Source organism: Candidatus Njordibacter sp. Uisw_039 (genome assembly GCF_047730075.1).
GTDB lineage: Bacteria > Pseudomonadota > Gammaproteobacteria > Pseudomonadales > Balneatricaceae > Njordibacter.
Genome location: NZ_CP159831.1, coordinates 1850917 through 1870818 on the forward strand (window position 1 = coordinate 1850917; position 19902 = coordinate 1870818).

General features: G+C 45.7%; 14 protein-coding genes. 6 read left to right on the plus strand and 8 right to left on the minus strand.

The genetic code is table 11. The annotated features are described in order from the left end of the window. Positions 1–197 precede the first annotated feature (197 nt). The 5 genes from xsc to ABXT70_RS08810 all read right to left on the minus strand — a co-directional run bounded on the left by xsc (position 198) and on the right by ABXT70_RS08810 (position 8346). Positions 198–1976, minus strand: coding sequence for a sulfoacetaldehyde acetyltransferase (xsc, locus tag ABXT70_RS08790; protein WP_443640114.1), 1779 nt, complete (start codon positions 1974–1976; stop codon positions 198–200). A gap of 380 nt (positions 1977–2356) precedes the next feature. Beyond that, positions 2357–4690, minus strand: coding sequence for a TRAP transporter large permease subunit (locus ABXT70_RS08795; RefSeq protein ID WP_443640115.1), 2334 nt, complete (start codon positions 4688–4690; stop codon positions 2357–2359). A gap of 242 nt (positions 4691–4932) precedes the next feature. After that, positions 4933–6036: a TRAP transporter substrate-binding protein gene (locus ABXT70_RS08800; protein WP_443640116.1), complete on the minus strand. Its 1104-nt coding sequence runs from the start codon at positions 6034–6036 to the stop codon at positions 4933–4935. Positions 6037–6161: 125 nt separating this feature from the next. Then, positions 6162–6758, minus strand: a complete 597-nt coding sequence (locus ABXT70_RS08805; RefSeq protein ID WP_443640117.1) for a YjbE family putative metal transport protein — start codon at positions 6756–6758, stop codon at positions 6162–6164. Next, positions 6751–8346: a GMC family oxidoreductase gene (locus ABXT70_RS08810; RefSeq protein ID WP_443640118.1), complete on the minus strand. Its 1596-nt coding sequence runs from the start codon at positions 8344–8346 to the stop codon at positions 6751–6753. The genes ABXT70_RS08805 and ABXT70_RS08810 overlap by 8 nt, the downstream gene beginning before the upstream one ends. Positions 8347–8687: 341 nt before the next feature. Here ABXT70_RS08810 and ABXT70_RS08815 point away from each other — a divergent pair, with 341 nt between their 5' ends. Continuing rightward, positions 8688–9452, plus strand: a complete 765-nt coding sequence (locus tag ABXT70_RS08815; RefSeq protein WP_443640119.1) for an IclR family transcriptional regulator — start codon at positions 8688–8690, stop codon at positions 9450–9452. 76 nt (positions 9453–9528) lie between these two features. On the opposite strand, the gene ABXT70_RS08820 is transcribed toward ABXT70_RS08815, so the two are convergent. Both ABXT70_RS08820 and hisD read right to left on the minus strand, forming a co-directional pair. Further along, positions 9529–10545, minus strand: coding sequence for an alcohol dehydrogenase catalytic domain-containing protein (locus tag ABXT70_RS08820; RefSeq protein ID WP_443640120.1), 1017 nt, complete (start codon positions 10543–10545; stop codon positions 9529–9531). Positions 10546–10576: 31 nt separating this feature from the next. Continuing rightward, complete coding sequence (gene hisD / locus ABXT70_RS08825) at positions 10577–11878, minus strand: histidinol dehydrogenase (protein ID WP_443640121.1); 1302 nt, start codon at positions 11876–11878, stop codon at positions 10577–10579. A gap of 164 nt (positions 11879–12042) precedes the next feature. Between hisD and ABXT70_RS08830 the strand changes: the two genes are divergently transcribed. Further along, on the plus strand, positions 12043–13077 hold the full coding sequence (locus ABXT70_RS08830; RefSeq protein WP_443640122.1) for a LacI family DNA-binding transcriptional regulator: 1035 nt from the start codon (positions 12043–12045) through the stop codon (positions 13075–13077). A gap of 63 nt (positions 13078–13140) precedes the next feature. On the opposite strand, the gene ABXT70_RS08835 is transcribed toward ABXT70_RS08830, so the two are convergent. Next, complete coding sequence (locus ABXT70_RS08835) at positions 13141–14823, minus strand: formate--tetrahydrofolate ligase (protein WP_443640123.1); 1683 nt, start codon at positions 14821–14823, stop codon at positions 13141–13143. A gap of 434 nt (positions 14824–15257) precedes the next feature. On the opposite strand from ABXT70_RS08835, the gene ABXT70_RS08840 reads away from it, so the two are divergent. Genes ABXT70_RS08840 through ABXT70_RS08855 form a run of 4 tightly spaced genes read left to right on the plus strand, consistent with a single transcriptional unit; the run spans position 15258 to position 19895 of the window. Next, the gene (locus ABXT70_RS08840) at positions 15258–15797 is read left to right on the plus strand and encodes a thioesterase family protein (RefSeq protein ID WP_443640124.1); all 540 of its coding nucleotides are present in this window, start codon (positions 15258–15260) and stop codon (positions 15795–15797) included. Between the two features lie 50 nt (positions 15798–15847). After that, entirely contained in the window at positions 15848–17008 is a 1161-nt protein-coding gene (locus ABXT70_RS08845) for an acyl-CoA dehydrogenase family protein (protein WP_443640125.1), read from the plus strand. A gap of 32 nt (positions 17009–17040) precedes the next feature. Beyond that, the gene (locus tag ABXT70_RS08850; RefSeq protein WP_443640126.1) at positions 17041–19116 is read left to right on the plus strand and encodes an acetate--CoA ligase family protein; all 2076 of its coding nucleotides are present in this window, start codon (positions 17041–17043) and stop codon (positions 19114–19116) included. Further along, on the plus strand, positions 19113–19895 hold the full coding sequence (locus ABXT70_RS08855; protein ID WP_443640127.1) for an enoyl-CoA hydratase-related protein: 783 nt from the start codon (positions 19113–19115) through the stop codon (positions 19893–19895). The genes ABXT70_RS08850 and ABXT70_RS08855 overlap by 4 nt, the downstream gene beginning before the upstream one ends. The last annotated feature ends 7 nt before the right edge of the window (positions 19896–19902 follow it).

Below are 19902 nucleotides of genomic sequence, written 5' to 3' on the forward strand. Positions count from 1 at the left end.
GAATTTCCGCTGCATTATACCTGAAACTGGGTTGGTGTGTATTGGTGGGATGTCTAGTGTTGGATTACTTTGCTGAGATCAAAAAGACGAAAAATGCGAGACTGCAAAGATGAAAAGTGAGGGGTAAAAAAGCAAAAAAACGCTCGTAATGACAGTGTGAACTGTCATTACGAGCTGTGAGTCAGCAACCTAGAAGGTTACGCGCCCTTTTGTGGACGCATGTCGTCGCGGCTAATACCAGCAACTTCTACTGGGTTCTTCATAGCGTCGCGGCGGAACGGGTCGCCTAGCTCTTGGTTAATTAGAATTTCAATTAACGTGGTCTTACCCGCTGCTTGATCTACAAGGGCTTGGCTAAGTGAAGAACTTACTTCATCCATAGTACGAGCTTGCACTCCTTGTAGGCCGCAGGCTTGAGCAATAGCCGCATAATTAACGTTCTCATCTAGCTCTGTTCCTACGAAGTTGTCGTCAAACCATAAGGTAGAGTTACGTTTCTCTGCACCCCATTGATAGTTACGGAAGACAATCATGGTCACCGCTGGCCACTCATCACGGCCAATGGCTGTCAGCTCAGTCACCGCAATGCCAAAGGCGCCGTCACCAGAGAAACCGATAACAGGAGTGTCTGGACAACCGATTTTAGCGCCTACTACTGCTGGCAAACCGTAGCCACATGGGCCAAATAAACCTGGTGCTAAATACTTACGACCTTCCTCAAAAGATGGGTATGCGTTACCAATGGCACAGTTGTTACCGATGTCAGACGAAATAATGGCTTCTTTGGGCATTACCGAAGCAATTGCACGCCACACCATGCGCGGGCTTAGCCATTCAGGCTTAGCAGCACGGGCACGTTCGTTCCAAGTGGTACCTGGATCGTCTTCCTCGTTGGTCATGGATTCTAGTTCAATATCCCAAGCAGCCTTGGTGGCAGCGATGTGGGCTTTACGGTCAGCACGGCCTGCATCTCCTGCCGTAGCAGAAAGTTGAGCTAGAATACCTTTAGCTACTTTAGCAGCGTCACCTACAATGCCTACAGTAACTGGCTTGGTTAAACCAATACGCTCTGGCTTAAGATCTACCTGGATGATTTTGGCATTTTTAGGCCAGTAATCTATGCCGTAGCCTGGCAAGGTAGAGAATGGGTTTAGGCGTGTGCCTAAAGCCAAGACTACGTCGGCATCTTTAATTAACTGCATACCAGATTTAGAGCCGTTATAGCCTAATGCGCCAGCAAATAATGGATGTGAGCCTGGGAAGGCATCATTGTGTTGGTAGCCACAACATACTGGAGCGTCTAAGCGCTCTGCTAAAGCCATAGAAGCGGCAATACCACCCGCTGCTAATACCACACCAGCACCGTTTAGGATCACTGGAGACTTGGCAGAAGACAAAAGCTTAGCCGCTTCTGCTATGGCCATTTCACCACCAGAAGGCAATTCGAAATCAATCATGGTAGGCAGATCAATATCCACAATCTGAGTGAAAAAATCACGTGGAATATTGATTTGCGCAGGCGCTGAGAAACGATGCGCATTAGCAATAACACGATCAAGCACTTCTGCAATACGTGATGGGTCACGCACTTCTTCTTGATAACATACCATGTCTTCAAACAAAGCCATTTGCTCTACTTCTTGGAAACCACCCTGGCCAATGGTTTTGTTAGCCGCTTGAGGAGTCACTAACAAGAGTGGTGTGTGGTTCCAATAAGCTGTTTTAACGGGTGTGACAAAGTTAGTAATGCCGGGGCCGTTTTGAGCAATCATCATGCTCATTTTGCCAGTGGCACGGGTGTAGCCATCTGCCATCATGCCGCCAGAACCTTCATGGGCACAATCCCAGAAACTAATACCAGCTTTTTCAAAAATGTCAGACACGGGCATCATGGCAGAGCCAATAATACCAAAAGCGTGTTCAATGCCATGCATTTGTAGGGTTTTTACAAATGCTTCTTCAGTAGTCATTTTCATAATCGGTTACACCTAAATAGGGTTTAATGAATAGAAAGAATTTAGAATTCTTAGGTCATGGATGGAGGATACTAAACTATTAGCAAATAGCTTAGAACCAAATTGGTTATTTCGATTAGCCCAGTTAAGCCAACCAAAAAAAGCACCTCACCCGCCTAGACACAAAATGTGCTGAGCGAGCAAAGCGCAAGCTGTCCACTTAGACAGGGTGTTAAATTACTGGTTGTATAAATAGTCCGGTAACCAAAGGGCAATTTGAGGGCAGTTAAATACTCATAACAACCCAATGAGTCAGACCGCTCATGAATGCAATCATGGGCGGCCTAGCTTTTAATTTTGCCAATTTCTTGGTGCTAGCTTAATTCTCACTGAGACAGTTGCTACCAATAGTTAGGCAACCACAAAGCAATTTGTGGGAAGTATATGATCAATAGTAAGCCTATTAACTGGATAACCATAAACTGCATCATGCCTAGATAAATATCCTTTAAATCCCATTCTGGCACTACACCTTTTAGGAAATAAGCGGACAGTGCTACGGGCGGGCTTAACCAGGCGGTTTGGAGGTTTACCGCCACCAGTATGGCAAACCAGATTAACAAGTCTGCCTGACTTAAACCAAAGTCTAAGGTTTCTACCACTGGCAACAGGATAGGCACGATAATCAATACAATTGGCACCCACTCTAACGGCCAACCCAGTACGAAAATCAATGCCAATATGAAAAACAACATTGCCCATGACGACAGGTCGAAGGACAAGAGTAATTCGGTCAGCATCTGTGGCGTGCCTAGGTTAGAGAATACTGCACCAAAGAAGTTTGATGCTGCCACCAAAAACATGATGAGAACCGTAATTTCTAAGGTTTTAATCAACGCATCATAACCACTGGCAAAAGAAAACTTCCGATAGGCAATAGACAGAACTAACGAACCAAAAGCACCGCACGCAGCAGCCTCTGCCGGGGTTGCAAGCCCTGCCACAATAGAACCTAAGGAGAAGGCAATGAGTACCGTGGGCGGCACCAGACCCATAAAAAACTCATACCACAAGTCAGAAAAATAGAATCCTTTAGGCCTTACTTCACGAGCCCATTTAAACAACCAGAACATCAGACCAATCCATAACAATGGAATGACAAGTCCTGCTAGCGGGAAGAATGACAAGGCACCCTTGGTTGCCAAAACACATAAGAATACAAACATGCCCAAGCCGGACATAACTAATATCACCTCTAGTCCGTAATAAGGTGATGTTTCTGGCTGCTCGTCTTCAGGCAAAATAGGCCCAAGGTTAGGGTTAATCATGCAGCGGCCAATAGTATAAATCATATACAAACTAGCCAATAACACCCCAGGAAGCACTGCCGCACGAAATAAGTCTGTTACAGGCACTTCCAACACAGGCCCCATAACAATCAACATAATAGAAGGAGGTATTAATATGCCTAAGGTTCCACCCGCCGTAATAGCACCGGCCGATAAACGCACATCATATTTAGAACGATTCATGGTTTTGGCCGCCATAATGCCCAAAATAGTGACCGACGCACCAACAATACCCGTAGCCGCTGCAAAAATCATTGAAACAAACAACACTGCAATAAACAACGCACCACGAGTGCGAGACATCATCATTTGTACGGCGTTAAACAGGCGCTCCATAAGCCCTGCTTGCTCCATCATAATGCCCATAAAAATAAACAAAGGCACCGCTACAAGCTGATCATTCATCATCGTGGAGTTGACTTGTAGGGTAAGCAAGAAGAACGCCAACTTACTACTGCCTCCCATCGAAGCAAACACAAACCCAAGGAAAATCAACGTAAAGGAAATAGGGAAGCCTATGAAAATAGAAAACAACATGGCGGCTAACATCAACATACCAATCATAGGTTTTGAAATACTAACATCACCTAGCATACTTGCTAGCCAATCCCCTAGTGGCAACACTTCTGGATAGAAAACCGATATAAAAACACACGCCAGGCCTATTAGATAAAAGGGGAAAAATTTTAGGAATTTTGCTTCTCTTTCTTTACCCATTTGGTGAAAAGCGCGGAATAGCTCAGGGAAACCCTGTAAAAATAGTAGCCCCGCACCAATAGGCATAAAAATACGCGCAGGCCATAAGTAGGGTGCCCATGTCGAATCAGCACTAGCGTCTTCCCAAATACCCCATTCTTCACCCCAACCATTAAAGCCTAAAGAATCACCAGCAAAGCCCAGTGCGCTCCAAAAGAACAGCAGCATAGCGGGGAAATAAAACATCAGGTATAAGACAGCATCAACGGTGGCTTGGGTTGTCTTATGCCAACTACGGTAAATGAAATCTGCGCGAATATGGACACCACGCATCAAGGCATAGCCTGCTGCCGCCATAAATATGACTCCTCCAAGCATTCGGCTGACGTCATACACCCAGGTGGTAGGCCCCAAATTTATAGCACGGGCAAGGTCACCCAAATCGTAAGAAATCAGTAAAGCAAACATGCCGCGGGAAAACACTTCGGTAACCATCACAGCCACCAAAGGGATAATGGCTATGCAAATGATACGCCCCATCCATAAATTCAGCACATCAATAAAAGCGGTAATGGGACGCTGCCAAGGCGTCATGTCCTCTGGTGTTTCTCCAGGTTTTTCGGCACGACGCTCTGCGATTAATTCATCGGTGATTTCGAGCTCGCCAATGTCTGTTACTTGTGTCGCCATGTCAGCTTCCTCTTATTATTGTCTATAATTATTATTATGTATTGTCTTCACAAAGACTGAATTAAAGTCATTGTAACTAGTTGTTAAAAATTGAAAAAACCTATCATAGAATCCTGTATGAAAAGTGCCAGAAGGCTATGATAAACCTCTTACCGTCGTATAAGTTTACAAACTTAATTATTTTGTTACGAAAAATCGACCTAGCACTTAGTACTAGGTCGATATCAAGTCAATGCATACTATTACTTGATGCTATCAGCAAAGGCCTTACCTAAACTAGCATTAGATGCCTGTGCACCAGCCCAGAAAGGCACTGCTATTGCAGCGAAATCCTTTTGCGACTGCCAAACTTCTGCAAAGAATTCATTCTCCTCAGAAGATTTTTGAAGCAGCGCGTTTGCTGCATTCATATACGCAGGGAAGTAATCTGCTGGCGTATCATGTAATTGCACACCATGATTCTCGGTCAAGTCTTTCAAAGCTTTACCGTTCTCATAGATACGGTAAGAAATGGATTTTGACAAAGATGCATTAGCAGCTACTTCTATAGCTTTCTTTTGCATAGTAGTTAGAGAGTCATAAACATCACCGTTTAAGTACATGTCAGCATTTACAACCACTTGGTGAAGACCTTGCAGGTAGTAATGCTTCAATACTTTTTGGAAACCAAACACACTATCAGGCTTTGGACAGCACCATTCGGCGGCGTCAATTGTGCCTTTTTCAAGTGCAGGTAGGATGTCACCACCGCCCATAGCAACAGAGGCTACACCAATGTCTTTGTAAGCCTGGCCTACCATGCCTGGGGGAGCGCGGAAACGAAGCTTACGGAAGTCATCCATAGAGTTAATAGGTTCAGGGAACCATCCCAAAGCTTCTGGGCCTACAGGCTGCAACATAAAGCCTTTAATGTTAACGCCCATTTCGTCCCATAGACGATCATAAAGCTCTTTACCACCACCGTATTGGAACCAAGAAAGGAACGCAATATTATCAAGGCCTACACCCGCACCTGCGATAGGAGCACCGAATAGGTTAGCAGCTGGATGCTTGCCACCCCAATAATGAGTCCAAGCAAAACCACCATCTAGCAAACCAGCATCAATAGCATCGATGATGTCCGTGTTACCAACAACCGACCCACCTGGCAATATTTCAATATTGACAGAACCGTCAGTCAATTCACTCACATCCTTAGCAAATTCCTTTAGCATGTGCACTTCATCGGATTTAGTGCCAAGTACGGACTGAACACGGATGGTCACGTCTTTAGCATAAACTGCAGTGGTACTGATAATCAGCGCACCAGCAACAGCAGCCAACTTCATTTTATTTAAAACGGACATAATTGCCCCCTCCATTATTATTGTTACGCCTTCAGTCAGCTGCTGCCTGCTGTGTGGAAGGCTTCACACAAAGTCCCATAATTGGGGGCAACAGTAAATTTATTCAAATAAAGCTCATTGCTAAACTAAACATAAGTAAGCAGGTCCAGCCATCCGTCGTACAGCATCTTGGCTGTCAAATACACTAGAAATACCAAACCCACATAAGCAATGGCTGGAAACTTTAGCATTACACGCATGATTAAAGTGGCAAAAAACGCCATCAATACAATAGCTAACACTAAACCAATGACTAACAACTGGGTGTTATCTCGAGCAATGGCGGCTACCGCCAAAACGTTGTCTAAGGACATGGAAATGTCAGCTATGGCGATCGTCACTAAGGCACTTCTCATGGTTACCTTGCCTTTATCCAGGCTAGAAGTAATGACGTCATCTGCTGGGGGAGCTGCAAAGTCTTTAATTTCACTATAGAAACGCCAGCACACCCAGGCTAACAAAATGCCACCCACCAATAAGATACCCGGTACTCCAATAATGGTGCTGGCTCCTACGGCAAACAAAATACGGAACAAGGCGGCCAATGCCATGCCTACAATAATTACTTTACGTCGTTGGTGAGGGGCCAAACTTGCGGCTGCCATACCTATCACTAAGGCGTTGTCACCAGACAAGATCAGATCAGCAAATACAATCTGACCAATATCTAACCAATTAAACATTAGCCATCTCCTGCAAAATCATAGCGGCTGCTTTTTCACCAATCATAATCGCTGGGGCATTGGTATTGCCCGAGGTAATAATGGGCATGATAGAGGCATCAGCTACACGCAAACCTTTAATACCATGCACCTTGAGTTGAGCATCCACTACCGCCATGTCATCGTTCCCCATTTTGCAGGTGCCTGTGGGATGGTAGATGGTGGTTGCTGTATCTCTTACCCAGTTAAGAATATCAGCGTCAGCCTCACCACATACACTAGGGCCTGGACTATACTCTTCTATCACTAATGACTTTAAGGGTGCTTGTTGGGAGATATCGCGAGCAATTTTTATCCCAGCCACAATAGTCTGTTGATCCAATGCAGTGGCAAGGTAGTTAGGGTGGATATCAGGGTGATCTTCAAAGCGATCAGATACCAAACTCAGATGCCCTGTGCTTTGAGGGCGAAGTTGTAGTACCGAGGCGGTAAACGCATCAAACTTATGGGGGCCTTCAGCAGGTGAGTCGGCACTAAAAGGCTGGATGTGGAATTGAATATCAGGCCGATCTGGGCTTAGAGATGTTTTAACAAAACCCGCACCTAAACTGGCTGCCATGGTCATGGGTCCAGTGCGCTTTAATAGGTATTCTAGGCCAATAAGGCCCTGCTTAAACCAACTACTTATTTCAGTATTGATGGTGCTAGCTGCACATTTAAACACTGGCCGAGCTTGTAAATGGTCTTGTAAATTTTGCCCCACTCCCGGCAATTCTTTAACGATTTCAATCTTGTGGGGGTTTAACTGTTCTGTGGCACCAATGCCAGACACCATTAGTAATTGCGGTGAACCTATAGCGCCAGCGCTCAAGATCACTTCTTTGTTAGCCTTTAACTGGCCAGAGCCTAATTGCACCCCGATGACACGAACGCCGTCAAATAACAGTTTTTCTACACATGAGTCTGTCAGTATGGTGAGATTGGCACGTTTGCGTGCAGGGTTGAGGTAGGCAACAGCACTGCTGCAACGCCGGCCTTTTTTCGCGGTGAGTTGAAACAAGCCAACACCCTCTTGATCGGCACCGTTGTAATCTTTATTAGCTGGGTAGCCAGAATTTTGTGCCGCTTGCAGCCAAGCATCAACAACGGGACGGCTTAAGCGGGTTTCGGATACTGCTAGTGGTCCACCTTGGCCACGCAGGGTGTTGGCCTCACCTTGCCAGTCTTCAGAGCGTTTAAAATAAGGTAATACGTTATCCCATTGCCACCCTTCGTTGCCTAGGTTAGCCCAATCGTCAAAGTCTTGCGCTTGGCCACGAACATACAAAAGCCCATTAATTGAACTACTGCCACCCAACACCTTACCTCGGGGCCAAGGTATAGAACGCCCATTGAGCCCAGCACAGGGTTCCGTTGTATAACACCAATCTGTAGAGGGATTACCCATAGTCTTAAAATAACCTACAGGCACATGAATCCAAGGATTTAAATCCCTGCTTCCTGCTTCTAACAAAGCTACTGTGTGGCGGCCATCTGCCGATAGCCGATTGGCAACAGCACAGCCAGCTGATCCAGCACCAATCACAATGTAGTCATACTGCTTTTGCATCAACTACCTCTAAAATTATTATAATTATCAATAAATGAGACTTATATGCTCACTTTATGTACTAAAGATACAGAAAAACACATTGCTTGATTGAACTCAAGCTTTTAATTAAGGTGAGTATTACTTACGAGAGTTAACGTCATGTGCGCTTTAAATAGAATAGTCACTGATATGCACTTACTCCACATACCCAATGCTATAACTACACAACAAATTATTATCTATATCAATAAATGAGACTTTTATGCTCATTTACTGTATTGTACATACACAAAAACACATTACTTGATTGAACTCAAGCTTTTATTTAAGGTGACTACCACTCAAGGAGAGTTAACGTCATGCCCGCTTCTAATAGAATCGCCACTAATATGCGCTTATTTCACATACTCGATGTGATGGCCAAACAACAAAGCCCTTTAACGCCATCGGAAATAAATAAACACTTAAAATGGCCTAAACAAACTGTGCATCGGTTATGTAAATCCATGATTGAAGAGGGCTTTTTGCACTATGACGCCACTGGTAAACGGCTGTTACCAAGCGCTTCTTTACGAACCTTAGCCAATGGCCTTTTAGCCAGTGACTGGCACACCAGTGCTTTGCATCAAATTTTGGAAAAACTCAGTAATAAGGTGAAAGAAACCGTAAACTTTGTCATCCCTGAACATCCCGGCATGATTTATAGAGATCGGGTACAAACCAATTGGGCGTTTCAAATTCATTTACCTGTGGGCACCCATGTTCCATTCTACTGTACAGCCAGTGGCAAAACCTACCTTGCCAGCCTAACCCCCAAAAATCGCCGTACCATGGTGGAAAGCTTGCATTTAAAAAGCCTCACGGACACCACAGTTAGAAGCACTGAGGCACTCATGTTGGAGCTTGCTCAAATACAAAAACAGGGTTTTGCATTAGACAATGAAGAGTTTTATGACGGTATGATTGCCATCGCTGTGCCTGTGCTAGATCCAAAAGGCCATTACCATGGTGCAGTTGCCATGCATGGACCTACTGTACGTTTAGATATAGCTACCCTTGAAGACAATTACGCCGACTTAAAGTCCGCCTCTACTCAGCTTAGCCTACTAATATTTTCAATTTAATTAAATATTTAGCAAGAGCATGGCATTAAATAATCGGGCCAACAATAGCGTGCAAAATTGAGCGGCAATTCATCCATTACAGGAGGTGATCTGGTTGTAACACAATTTTAGCAGCCGCAGCACGACCATGGTGCAAGTCTGAAAAGGCTTGGGCACCCTCACTTAACGGCCTTAATTGGACCCACTTCAAATCACCCAAACGGTCACCCGCAAGCATATCCAAGGCAGCCTGCATGTCTGCTTGCGTGTAGCAATAATTGCCTAATAAGGTAATTTCTTGCAAGGTTATACGGCGAATATCCAACCCTTCATGGCTGTTTTGCAGACCCACATGAGAGAGGATACCACCGGCTACAACATGTTCACTAGCCATGGCCCGAGTGACGCCCGCTCCAACACAATCAAATACAACATCATAACCGTTTGCATTAGGCACAGCTTCGGAACTTGGGTCAAAGACCCGCGCCACAGCTTGTTCTTCAATGGTGTTTCTGCGTAAGGCATTGGTTTCTGCCAAATCAATATTGCAACAACCTTTTGCAGCCAAAATTAGGGCTGTTAGCAACCCTATTGCGCCGCCGCCAATAATCAAACACCGTTGTTCTGAGAGGGGCCGATACCCCACCCGCTCAACTAAAGCTACCGCATGTAAAGCAGTAGCTGTGGGCTCGGTGAGACAGGCCACCCATGGCTCTAACGCAGCTGGCGGTATGAGCAAATTAGTCTCATCAATAACAAGATATTGCGCATAAGCACCTTCTAAACGCATGCCTATGATCTCACGATCACTGCATAAGTTAGCCCGCCCGGATAAACAAGGACTGCACTTGCCACAAGTAATCAACGGATTAATCACGACTTGCTGTCCCACTAAGTGTGGGGCACCCGTTATTAGCTTACCTGCCACTTCGTGGCCCAAAATTAGCGGTGGTACACGACGTTCATCCAAACCATGGTAAGCATGCATGTCAGAGCCACAAATGGCTGTAGCAGCCACCTCTATGAGGGCCTGATTTGGCCCCGCAACTGGCTTATTTTCATCCCGGTACTCTACTTCTTGAGTACCCGTGTAAACTAGTGCTTTCATGGTCATAAACGTTACCTTTTAATACTGTGGCTGTGGCTTAATGGCCTAGATTAAATGTTTCTTTAGGGAAGTACTTATTTAACCGGTCATCACCACTCCGAGCGTGCCCCTCCATGCCCTCAAGGCGAGAAATACGGGCTGCCGCTGCACCTACTTCTCGGTTTGCTTCTTGTGTCATCCTTTGGGTCGTAACCGTTTTAATAAATTTACCTACTGATAAGCCACCGGTATAACGGGCTGCGCCCTTAGTAGGCAAGATATGGTTAGTACCCGAGCACTTATCGCCGTAGGTGACTGTTGTTTCCTCACCTACAAACAAAGAGCCATAATTATTGAGGTTATCAACCCACCAATCTAAGTTTTCACAATGGATCTCTAAATGTTCGGCTGCATAGTTATCACTAATTTTAGCAGCCTCTTCGCGGCTGCTACAAACAACCACTTCGCCATAGTCTGCCCATGCAGATCGCGCCGCAGAACGGGATGGATCTGGCATAGATTCAATCAAACCAGGCACTAATTCCATAGTTTTACGAGCAACTTCTTCATCTAAACTAATGAGCCATACTGGAGAGTCTGGGCCATGTTCGGCCTGCCCTACAAGGTCACTTGCCACAATCCTTGGGTCTGCCGTGTGATCTGCAATAACAGCAATTTCTGTGGGACCTGCAAACATATCAATACCTACACGTCCAAATAACATACGTTTTGCTTCCGCCACAAAACGGTTACCAGGGCCGGCTAACACATCGGCAGGTTGACCGCTGAACAAACCAAACGCCATAGCAGCAATGCCCTGCACGCCGCCCAAAGCAAGAATGGTATCTGCGCCACAATAGTTGGCTGTATAAAGTATGGCATCGTTAATGCCCGTGCCTGGTTTTGGAGGCGAGCACGCCACAACATTTTTTACCCCTGCAGCTTTAGCAGTGGCTACAGACATGATAGCGGAAGCCACATGTGAATAGCGTCCACCAGGAATATAACAACCTGCAGTTTGAACTGGTATTTGGCGCTGACCAGCCCACAAGCCAGGCGAGAGCTCAACCTCAAAATCAATCAATGCTTGTCGCTGTTTTTGAGCAAATTTATTCACCCGCTCATGAGCAAAATGAATATCATCTTTTACTTGTTGTGACAAACGAGCAGTGGCTTGTTCTATGTCTTCACTAGTGACTAAAATATTGCCATGATAGCCATCAAGGTCAGCCGCGTATTCGATACAACGTTGTTCTCCACCAGCTTCAATGGCTGTCAACATTTGTGACACCGTGGCGCGGGTATCATCCTCACCAGTAGCAGAAGACTTTGCAGCTCTTTTTAAATAACTAACAGCCATGATATAAATCCTTGATGTGTATCTTGTATGCGCTTACATTTATGAATGCAGCTATACTAGACTATTGAAATGAGACTAACAAGTGCTAAAATGAACTTTTTGTATGCGCTTACATTTTTATCCGTGTATAATATATTTATGACGTTAAAACAGTGGTTATTATATTGAACCCACTTAGCAAAACAGCTACCCAAGGTGATGTCGCTAAAGCATCTGGCGTGTCCACTGCTACAGTATCTCGTGTCATCAATCAGCCCGACTCAGTGCGCATTGGCGTTCGGCAACGAGTGCAAACTGCTATTGCTGAACTTCATTATGTGGCCGACGCTGCCGCCCGGGCACTAGCAAGTAAACGCTCTCGTTGTATTGGCGCAGTGATCCCAACCCTTGCAAATGCCATTTTTGCCGATGGCATTGAAGCGTTTGAAACTAGGTTAAACCGCGCCAGCCTCAGTTTAATGCTCACCACTTCTGGCTATGATTCGCAACATGAACTCACCCAAGTACGAACGCTCATAGAACGCGGCGTTGACGCTATCATGTTGGTAGGGCTCAACCACGACCCGTTGATTTATGATCTGCTACAGCAAAGACAAATTCCCTATGTACTGACGTGGGCTTACCACAGTGATTGTCGCCACCCTTGTGTGGGATTTAACAATTATGAAGCAGCTAAACTCATACCATTACATCTAGCATCTCTTGGTCACCAACAGTTTGCCATTATTAGTGGCATTTCAACAGGTAACGACCGAGCCTTTGATCGCTTAAAAGGCATGGAGGACGCTCTATCAGCACAGGGCATTGCATTAGCTCAGGACTCAATAATCGAGTGTAATTACAACATTGAAGCGGGCCGTACTGCTTGTCGTCAATTACTCAAATTACGCTGCCCACCTACTGCCATACTATGCAGCAATGACGTGCTGGCAACGGGGGCTTTATTAGAATGTCAGGCCAGTGGCATTGAGGTGCCTAGTCAAGTATCTATTGCAGGTTTTGATGACCTAGCAATTAGTGCAAACCTAACCCCGAGCCTCACCACCATGCATATTCCCTTTAAATTAATGGGTCAACGTGCAGCACAATACCTGATAGACCAATTAGAAGGTGCAGCACCCCAATCCCATCAACAATTAGATGTTGAATTGCGCTTGAGGAACTCCACTGCGGCCCCTAAACTATCGTTATTAGTATAGCCTGCGCACAAAAAAAGCCCCGCTAGGCGAGACCTAGCGGGGCTTTTTAAATCAGCGGTTGGCTTAGAACAAGCCTATGATATCACCGTTTTCGTTGATGTCGATTACTTCAGCAGCTGGCTTCTTAGGAAGACCAGGCATAGTCATCACGTCACCAGCAAGTACTACGATGAAACCAGCACCAGCGGATAAACGCACTTCTCGAAGTGGTATATCAAAACCAGTAGGACGGCCCTTTAGCGCAGGATCAGTAGAGAACGAGTACTGAGTCTTTGCCATACAGATAGGTAAGTTGCCATAGCCAGCTTCTTCTAGTGCCGCAAAGCGGTCACGTAGCTTCTGGTCACCTTGGATGTCGTTAGCACCATAAATCTTTTGAGCTACAGTTTTAACTTTGTCCCAAAGAGGCATGTCGTCTTCGTACAAGTAATGGAAGTCGTTATCATGATTTTCTACCAAATCAACAACAGCTTCTGCTAGCTCAATAGCACCCTTGCCACCATCAGCCCAGTGGTTAGCTTCAATCACTTGAACGCCTAAGTAATCGCACTTAGCTTGGACAGTTTTTACTTCTGCGTCAGTATCGGTAACAAACTTATTAACAGCAACAATTACAGGAAGACCAAACTGGTGCATGTTTTCGATGTGCTTTTTAAGGTTTTCAACACCTTTAGCAACAGCTTCTAGGTTTTCGTTATTAACGTCTTTAAGAGGAACGCCACCATGTAGCTTAAGTGCACGGATAGTAGCAACAATAACAACAGCACTTGGAGTGATACCGGCCTTACGACATTTAATGTCTAAGAACTTCTCTGCACCCAAGTCAGCACCAAAGCCAGCTTCTGTTACTGTGTATTCACTTAACTTCATAGACAAACGTGTTGCAACTACAGAGTTACAACCGTGAGCGATATTAGCAAATGGGCCACCATGCACGAATGCCGGAGTGTGCTCAAGCGTTTGTACAAGGTTAGGGCTGAATGCGTCTTTTAACAATACAGTCATTGCGCCGTGAACCTTAAGGTCACGGGCAGTTACAGGCTTCTGGTCGCGAGTGTAACCAACAACGACGTCACCCAATTTTTCTTTAAGTTCTGCTAAAGTGTTAGCCAAGCAGAAAATAGCCATAACCTCAGAAGCTACAGTGATGTCGAAACCAGTTTCACGAGGAATACCGTGAGCTGGGCCGCCAAGGCCAATGGTAACATTACGTAGGGCACGATCGTTCATGTCCATTACGCGCTTCCATTCGATGCGACGTGGATCTAAATTTAGATCGTTGCCTTGCTGAAGGTGGTTATCAATAGCAGCAGACAACAAGTTGTGTGCAAGGCCTATGGCATGGAAGTCGCCAGTGAAGTGCAAGTTAATGTCTTCCATTGGAACAACCTGAGCGTAACCACCGCCAGCTGCACCACCCTTAACGCCAAAGCAAGGGCCAAGAGAAGGTTCACGCAAACATACAGAAGTTTGCTTGCCAATTTGATTCAAGGCATCGCCCAAACCGATAGTAGTCGTCGTCTTACCTTCGCCAGCTGGAGTCGGGTTGATGGCTGTTACTAGGATCAGCTTGCCATCTTTACGATCTTTAACGCTTTTGATGAACTCAGGGCTGATCTTAGCCTTGATTTTGCCGTACATTTCTAGATCATCAACATGGATGTTTAACTTAGCAGCAACTTCAGCAATCGGACGTTTCTCGGCAGCGCGAGCAATGTCGATGTCGGACAAGTAAGTCTTAGACATGATTTTACCTTGGGGTTTAAATTGAGCTGATTCGGCATCAATTTGTGGTTATTTAGTACGTTCTGCTTAGCGCATAACGGACGACGTTAATATTCGTGAAAAATAATACGCTTTTGTAAATTAACTACATACTTAAACGCGACATTTGATTAGCCCTAAAGTCACAAGTTATGACGCATATAAGAAACATAGGTCAACGGCCTTTCCAAAAGGAAACTTAGCACTCTGTTTGACTCCATTTTGTTGCCGTTTTTATCGCTTTTAACAAACCATTTATACCTGTAAGGTATAGCTCTATTGCCAACATCAAACTGTACAATTATTAATCGCTATTGACTAATACTTATTCGTATTTAATCAAGTTGATGCAAAAACTCTGAGGCATAGTAATGGCATACAAATCAGCTAAGTTTGCATCCACATAAGAGCTATTTATGGATAACGACATTTACCTTACTAAACAATATCGGACCTATCAATCTGGTGAACATATAGACTGCCCTCTCGCGCTTTTCACCGACAAGGTTCGTGAAGAATGGATCGATTATAACGGCCATATGAGCGAGTCTTTTTACTTATACGCCATGGGTGAGGCATCTGATGCACTCTTCCGCTACATAGGCATTAACGAAGCCTACCGCGCATCAGGCTCATCCTTCTATACGGTAGAAACTCACATTAACTATTACCAAGAAGTGGCCCAAGGGAAACCCCTACGCTTCACCACTCAAATATTGGGCCTTGATAATAAACGCTTACATTTTTTCCACCACATGTATCATGGCGAGACGGGCGACCTACTTGCAACCACAGAACAAATGTTGCTACATGTTGACATGAATACTTCCGCTGCTGCGCCCATTCAACCTCAAGTACTAGCGGTGTTACAGCAGGTGTGGCAAGCCCACCAGCACCTGCCAGCACCAAAACAAAAAGGCCGTGTAATGGCCGTGCCACCTGCTAAAAAAGCTTAGCTGAACCAAGCCAAGCTAACTCATACATCACTAATAGAGAAAACTAGATCATGGACTTCAGCCTTACCAACGAACAACAAATGATCATCGACACCCTCAAAACCTTTGTCGAGCAAGAACTATACCCCCACGAAGCAGAGGTGGAAAAAACCAATGAAATCCGCCCAGAACTGTATGCAGAAATCAAACAAAAGGCCTTAGACCTCGGCCTTTATGCCGCTAATATGCCAGAAGAACACGGTGGTGCCGGATTAGACAGCTTAACCCTTTGTTTAATGGAACGTGAATTAGGCCGTGCCAATTTTGGGTTACAGTACATTGTTGGCCGCCCTAGTAATATTTTACTAGCCTGCAAGGGCGACCAAATTGAAAACTACCTTCATGCCAGCATTCGTGGCGACAAGGTAGATTGTTTAGCCATGACCGAGCCTAACGCCGGTTCTGACGTTCGTTCTATGCAGTGCCGTGCTGAGCGTGATGGTGATGACTTTGTCATTAATGGAACTAAGCATTTTATTAGCCATGCCGATGTGGCTGATTTTGTCATTCTATTCGCTGCTAGTGGTGTAGAGGAAACACCACGCGGCCCAAAGAAAAAGATCACCAGCTTTCTTATCGATAAAGACACTCCAGGCTTCACAGTAGAACCAGGCTATAACAGCGTATCCCACCGTGGTTATCATAACTCCATCTTGAATTTTGATAACTGTCGTGTGCACAAGTCTCAAGTACTAGGTGAAGAAGATCACGGTTTTGATGTGGCCAATGAATGGTTAGGCGCAACCCGCCTTTCTGTTGCCGCCATGTGCTTGGGCCGTGCTGAACGGGCCTTAGAAATTGCTACAGAATGGGCCGCTACTCGCAAACAATTTGGCCAAAGTGTTGGTAAATTTCAGGGGGTATCTTTTAAGTTGGCAGATATGGCCACAGAACTTAAAGCTGCTGAGTTACTCACCATGTTCGCTGCTTGGAAAGACTGCACTGGTGAAATGACTGATTCCGATGCCGCAATGGCCAAGCTAAAAGCCACAGAAATGCTGGCAATGGTATCTGATGAAGCCATACAAATCTTAGGTGGCATGGGCTTAATGGACGAGTTACCCCTAGAGCGTATTTGGCGCGACCACCGCGTAGAACGCATCTGGGATGGCACCAGCGAAATTCAACGCCATATTATCTCCCGCGCCATGTTAAGGCCTTTAGAAGCATAGCTACTTATCATAAACTGGGCGTCTAACTTAGAATGATTAATAAACAACGATTACGGCGTTTGTTAGCGCCAAAATCCATCGCCGTATTTGGCAGTCGTGGTGCTGATTTCGCTATTCGTGAAAGCCTAGCCATGGGTTTTACCGGGCCTATCTGGTCTGTGCACCCTAAGCGTGATCAACTCATGGGTATTAAATGCCTAAAATCGACTGCAGATTTACCTCAAGCGCCAGACGCTGCCTATGTTGCGGTAAACGCCGAAAGTGCTATAGAAACCGTAGCCCAGCTTAATAATATGGGCGCCGGTGGCGCCCTGCTTTATGCCTCTGGGTTTAGTGAACTAGGCGATGAGTTACAAGCCTTGGGTATAGAGCGTCAACAACGGTTAATAGAAGCTGCAGGCGAGATGCCCATTATTGGCCCTAACTGTTATGGCGTTATTAATGCCTTAGATAAGGCTGTTTTATGGCCTGATCAACATGGCTGCCAGCCAGTAGACGAAGGCGTAGGTATTATTACCCAAAGTGGCAATATTGGTCTCAATATGACCATGCAAAAAATTGGCCTACCCATTGCCTATATGTTTACTATGGGCAACCAAGCCCAAGTGGATATTGCTACGGTAATAGACTCCATGCTGGATGACCCACGGGTAACAGCTATTGGTTTACACATTGAAGGTATTGCAGACTTGGCAGCCTTTGATACCGCAGCACGGCGTGCTTTATCTCGCAAAATACCTATAGTTGCCATTAAAACTGGACGCACCGCAGCTGCCGCCAAAATAGCCCTATCCCATACCAGTTCGTTAACGGGTGCAGACAGCCTTTTTGACGCTTTATTTGCCCGCCTAGGAATCGCCCGAGTTAACACCGTACCCGAATTTTTAGAGACCTTAAAACTGTTATCCCTGTTGGGGGCACTGACCCACAAAAACATTGCTTCCATGAGCTGCTCAGGTGGCGAAGCCGGCATGATGGCAGACCTCATTGATGGCCGTGATATTGTCTACGGAGCGATAACATCAGCCCAAAAGCAGGCCACTCTAGCCACCTTTTCCAACGGCGAACAGGTGGATAATCCACTAGATTACCAAACTTACATTTGGAATAAACGTCAACAAATGGCCGCTACTTTCGGGGCCCATATGGCAGCTAATTTCAGTGCCACCCTATTGGTACTAGATTGGCCCAACAACGCTACTGCTGACCCAGAAGAATGGGATACCGCGCTGCTGGCACTGGCAGACGCAGCCCAAGCAGGCAACCATAAAGCTATTGTATTGGCTTCCATGTCTGAATGTATGCCGCCCCACGCCATTGACGCCTGCATAAAAAAAGGCATGGCCCCCATGATTGGCATGGAACAATGCCTAACGGCCCTAAACCATGCGTATACCATTGGCCAAGCCTTTGCTGCGCCCATACCGGAAGCGCTACAAATTCGTAACATTAACGTTCCCTGTAACGACGATATGCCACCGCTTTCTGAAGCACAGAGCAAACAGGCATTAAAGCAACATGGGCTATCTATACCGAAAGGTCAAACAGTCTCTAGTTTAGAGCAAGTACTTAAAGCTGTAACCGACCTTGGCTACCCGGTCACTTTAAAAGCCGTGGGGGCAAACCTAGCCCACAAGACCGAATTAGGCGCTGTTAAGCTCAATCTTAAAAATCAAACTCAAGTAGAGCAGGCCGCAACCGTATTATTTGCCCTAAGCGATACCCTATTGGCTGAGCAAATGATGCAAGATGTGTTAGCAGAGTTGATCATTGGCATCAATACAGACCCACTATTTGGTCAATATTTGGTGTTAGGCGCAGGTGGAATTTTGGTAGAAATACTGCAAGATGCCCAAAGCTTGCTACTTCCCACCAACAAGAACGAGGTTATGCAGGCGTTAACTAACCTAAAGTGTGCGCCCCTACTAGCGGGTTACCGAGGCCAAGCTCCTGCCGACATGGACGCTATAGTTGATGCAGTAATGGCAGTGCTAAACTATAGCCAGCAACACCCCGTATATGAACTCGACATCAACCCCCTACTCGCACTAAAACAGGGCGCAGTAGCAGTTGATGCCCTTATCCAATTAGGCCAAAAAAAATCATGACCGATTCAATTATTTGTGAGCGCCATGGCGCCGTCTTACTCGTCACCCTAAACCGCCCAAAAGCCAACGCGATAGACGCTCCCACGTCCCATGCTATGGGCGAAACTTTCATTGACTTTGCAAATGATCCTAGCTTACGTGTCGCTATTATCACCGGCAGTGGTGAGCGTTTTTTTAGTGCTGGTTGGGATTTAAAAGCTGCCGCTGAAGGCGAAGCTGTTGATGCCGATTTTGGTCGTGGCGGTTTTGCTGGAATTACAGAATTGTGGAACTTAGATAAACCCGTTATCGCTGCGGTAAATGGCTATGCCGCTGGCGGTGGGTTTGAACTGGCATTGGCTGCTGACTTAATCATCGCTGCTAACCACGCGCAGTTCTTTTTACCAGAAGCTACCTTGGGCATCATACCAGACAGTGGTGGCGTACTTAGATTACCGCGTCGCCTACCAGAAGCAGTAGCCATGGACATGTTGATGTCTGGCCGCCGTATGGCCGTGGAAGAAGCCATTCATTTTGGTCTCATTAATCGTCATTGCGAGGGTGAAGTGCTTATAGAACAAGCCTTAGCTTGGGCCCAAGAAATTGCCCAATCTGCCCCCTTGTCTTTAGCCTCCATAAAAGCCATTACTCGCGCTACCCAAGGTATGGAGTTAGAGCAAGCTTATACTCACATGCGTAAAGAAGTACCGGCCTATCAAAAAATGTTACATTCAGAAGATGCTAGTGAAGGCCCTAACGCCTTTGCGGAAAAGCGAGAACCCCATTGGCAAGGTCGATAAAGCTAGC

Excerpts from the sequence above, each read along its gene's own strand:
- xsc (WP_443640114.1), bottom strand. The coding sequence starts at position 1,976 with ATGAAAATGACTACTGAAGAAGCATTTGTAAAAACCCTACAAATGCAT.
- ABXT70_RS08795 (WP_443640115.1), bottom strand. The coding sequence starts at position 4,690 with ATGGCGACACAAGTAACAGACATTGGCGAGCTCGAAATCACCGATGAA.
- ABXT70_RS08800 (WP_443640116.1), bottom strand. The coding sequence starts at position 6,036 with ATGTCCGTTTTAAATAAAATGAAGTTGGCTGCTGTTGCTGGTGCGCTG.
- ABXT70_RS08805 (WP_443640117.1), bottom strand. The coding sequence starts at position 6,758 with ATGTTTAATTGGTTAGATATTGGTCAGATTGTATTTGCTGATCTGATC.
- ABXT70_RS08810 (WP_443640118.1), bottom strand. The coding sequence starts at position 8,346 with ATGCAAAAGCAGTATGACTACATTGTGATTGGTGCTGGATCAGCTGGC.
- ABXT70_RS08815 (WP_443640119.1), top strand. The coding sequence starts at position 8,688 with ATGCCCGCTTCTAATAGAATCGCCACTAATATGCGCTTATTTCACATA.
- ABXT70_RS08820 (WP_443640120.1), bottom strand. The coding sequence starts at position 10,545 with ATGACCATGAAAGCACTAGTTTACACGGGTACTCAAGAAGTAGAGTAC.
- hisD (WP_443640121.1), bottom strand. The coding sequence starts at position 11,878 with ATGGCTGTTAGTTATTTAAAAAGAGCTGCAAAGTCTTCTGCTACTGGT.
- ABXT70_RS08835 (WP_443640123.1), bottom strand. The coding sequence starts at position 14,823 with ATGTCTAAGACTTACTTGTCCGACATCGACATTGCTCGCGCTGCCGAG.
- ABXT70_RS08840 (WP_443640124.1), top strand. The coding sequence starts at position 15,258 with ATGGATAACGACATTTACCTTACTAAACAATATCGGACCTATCAATCT.
- ABXT70_RS08845 (WP_443640125.1), top strand. The coding sequence starts at position 15,848 with ATGGACTTCAGCCTTACCAACGAACAACAAATGATCATCGACACCCTC.
- ABXT70_RS08850 (WP_443640126.1), top strand. The coding sequence starts at position 17,041 with ATGATTAATAAACAACGATTACGGCGTTTGTTAGCGCCAAAATCCATC.
- ABXT70_RS08855 (WP_443640127.1), top strand. The coding sequence starts at position 19,113 with ATGACCGATTCAATTATTTGTGAGCGCCATGGCGCCGTCTTACTCGTC.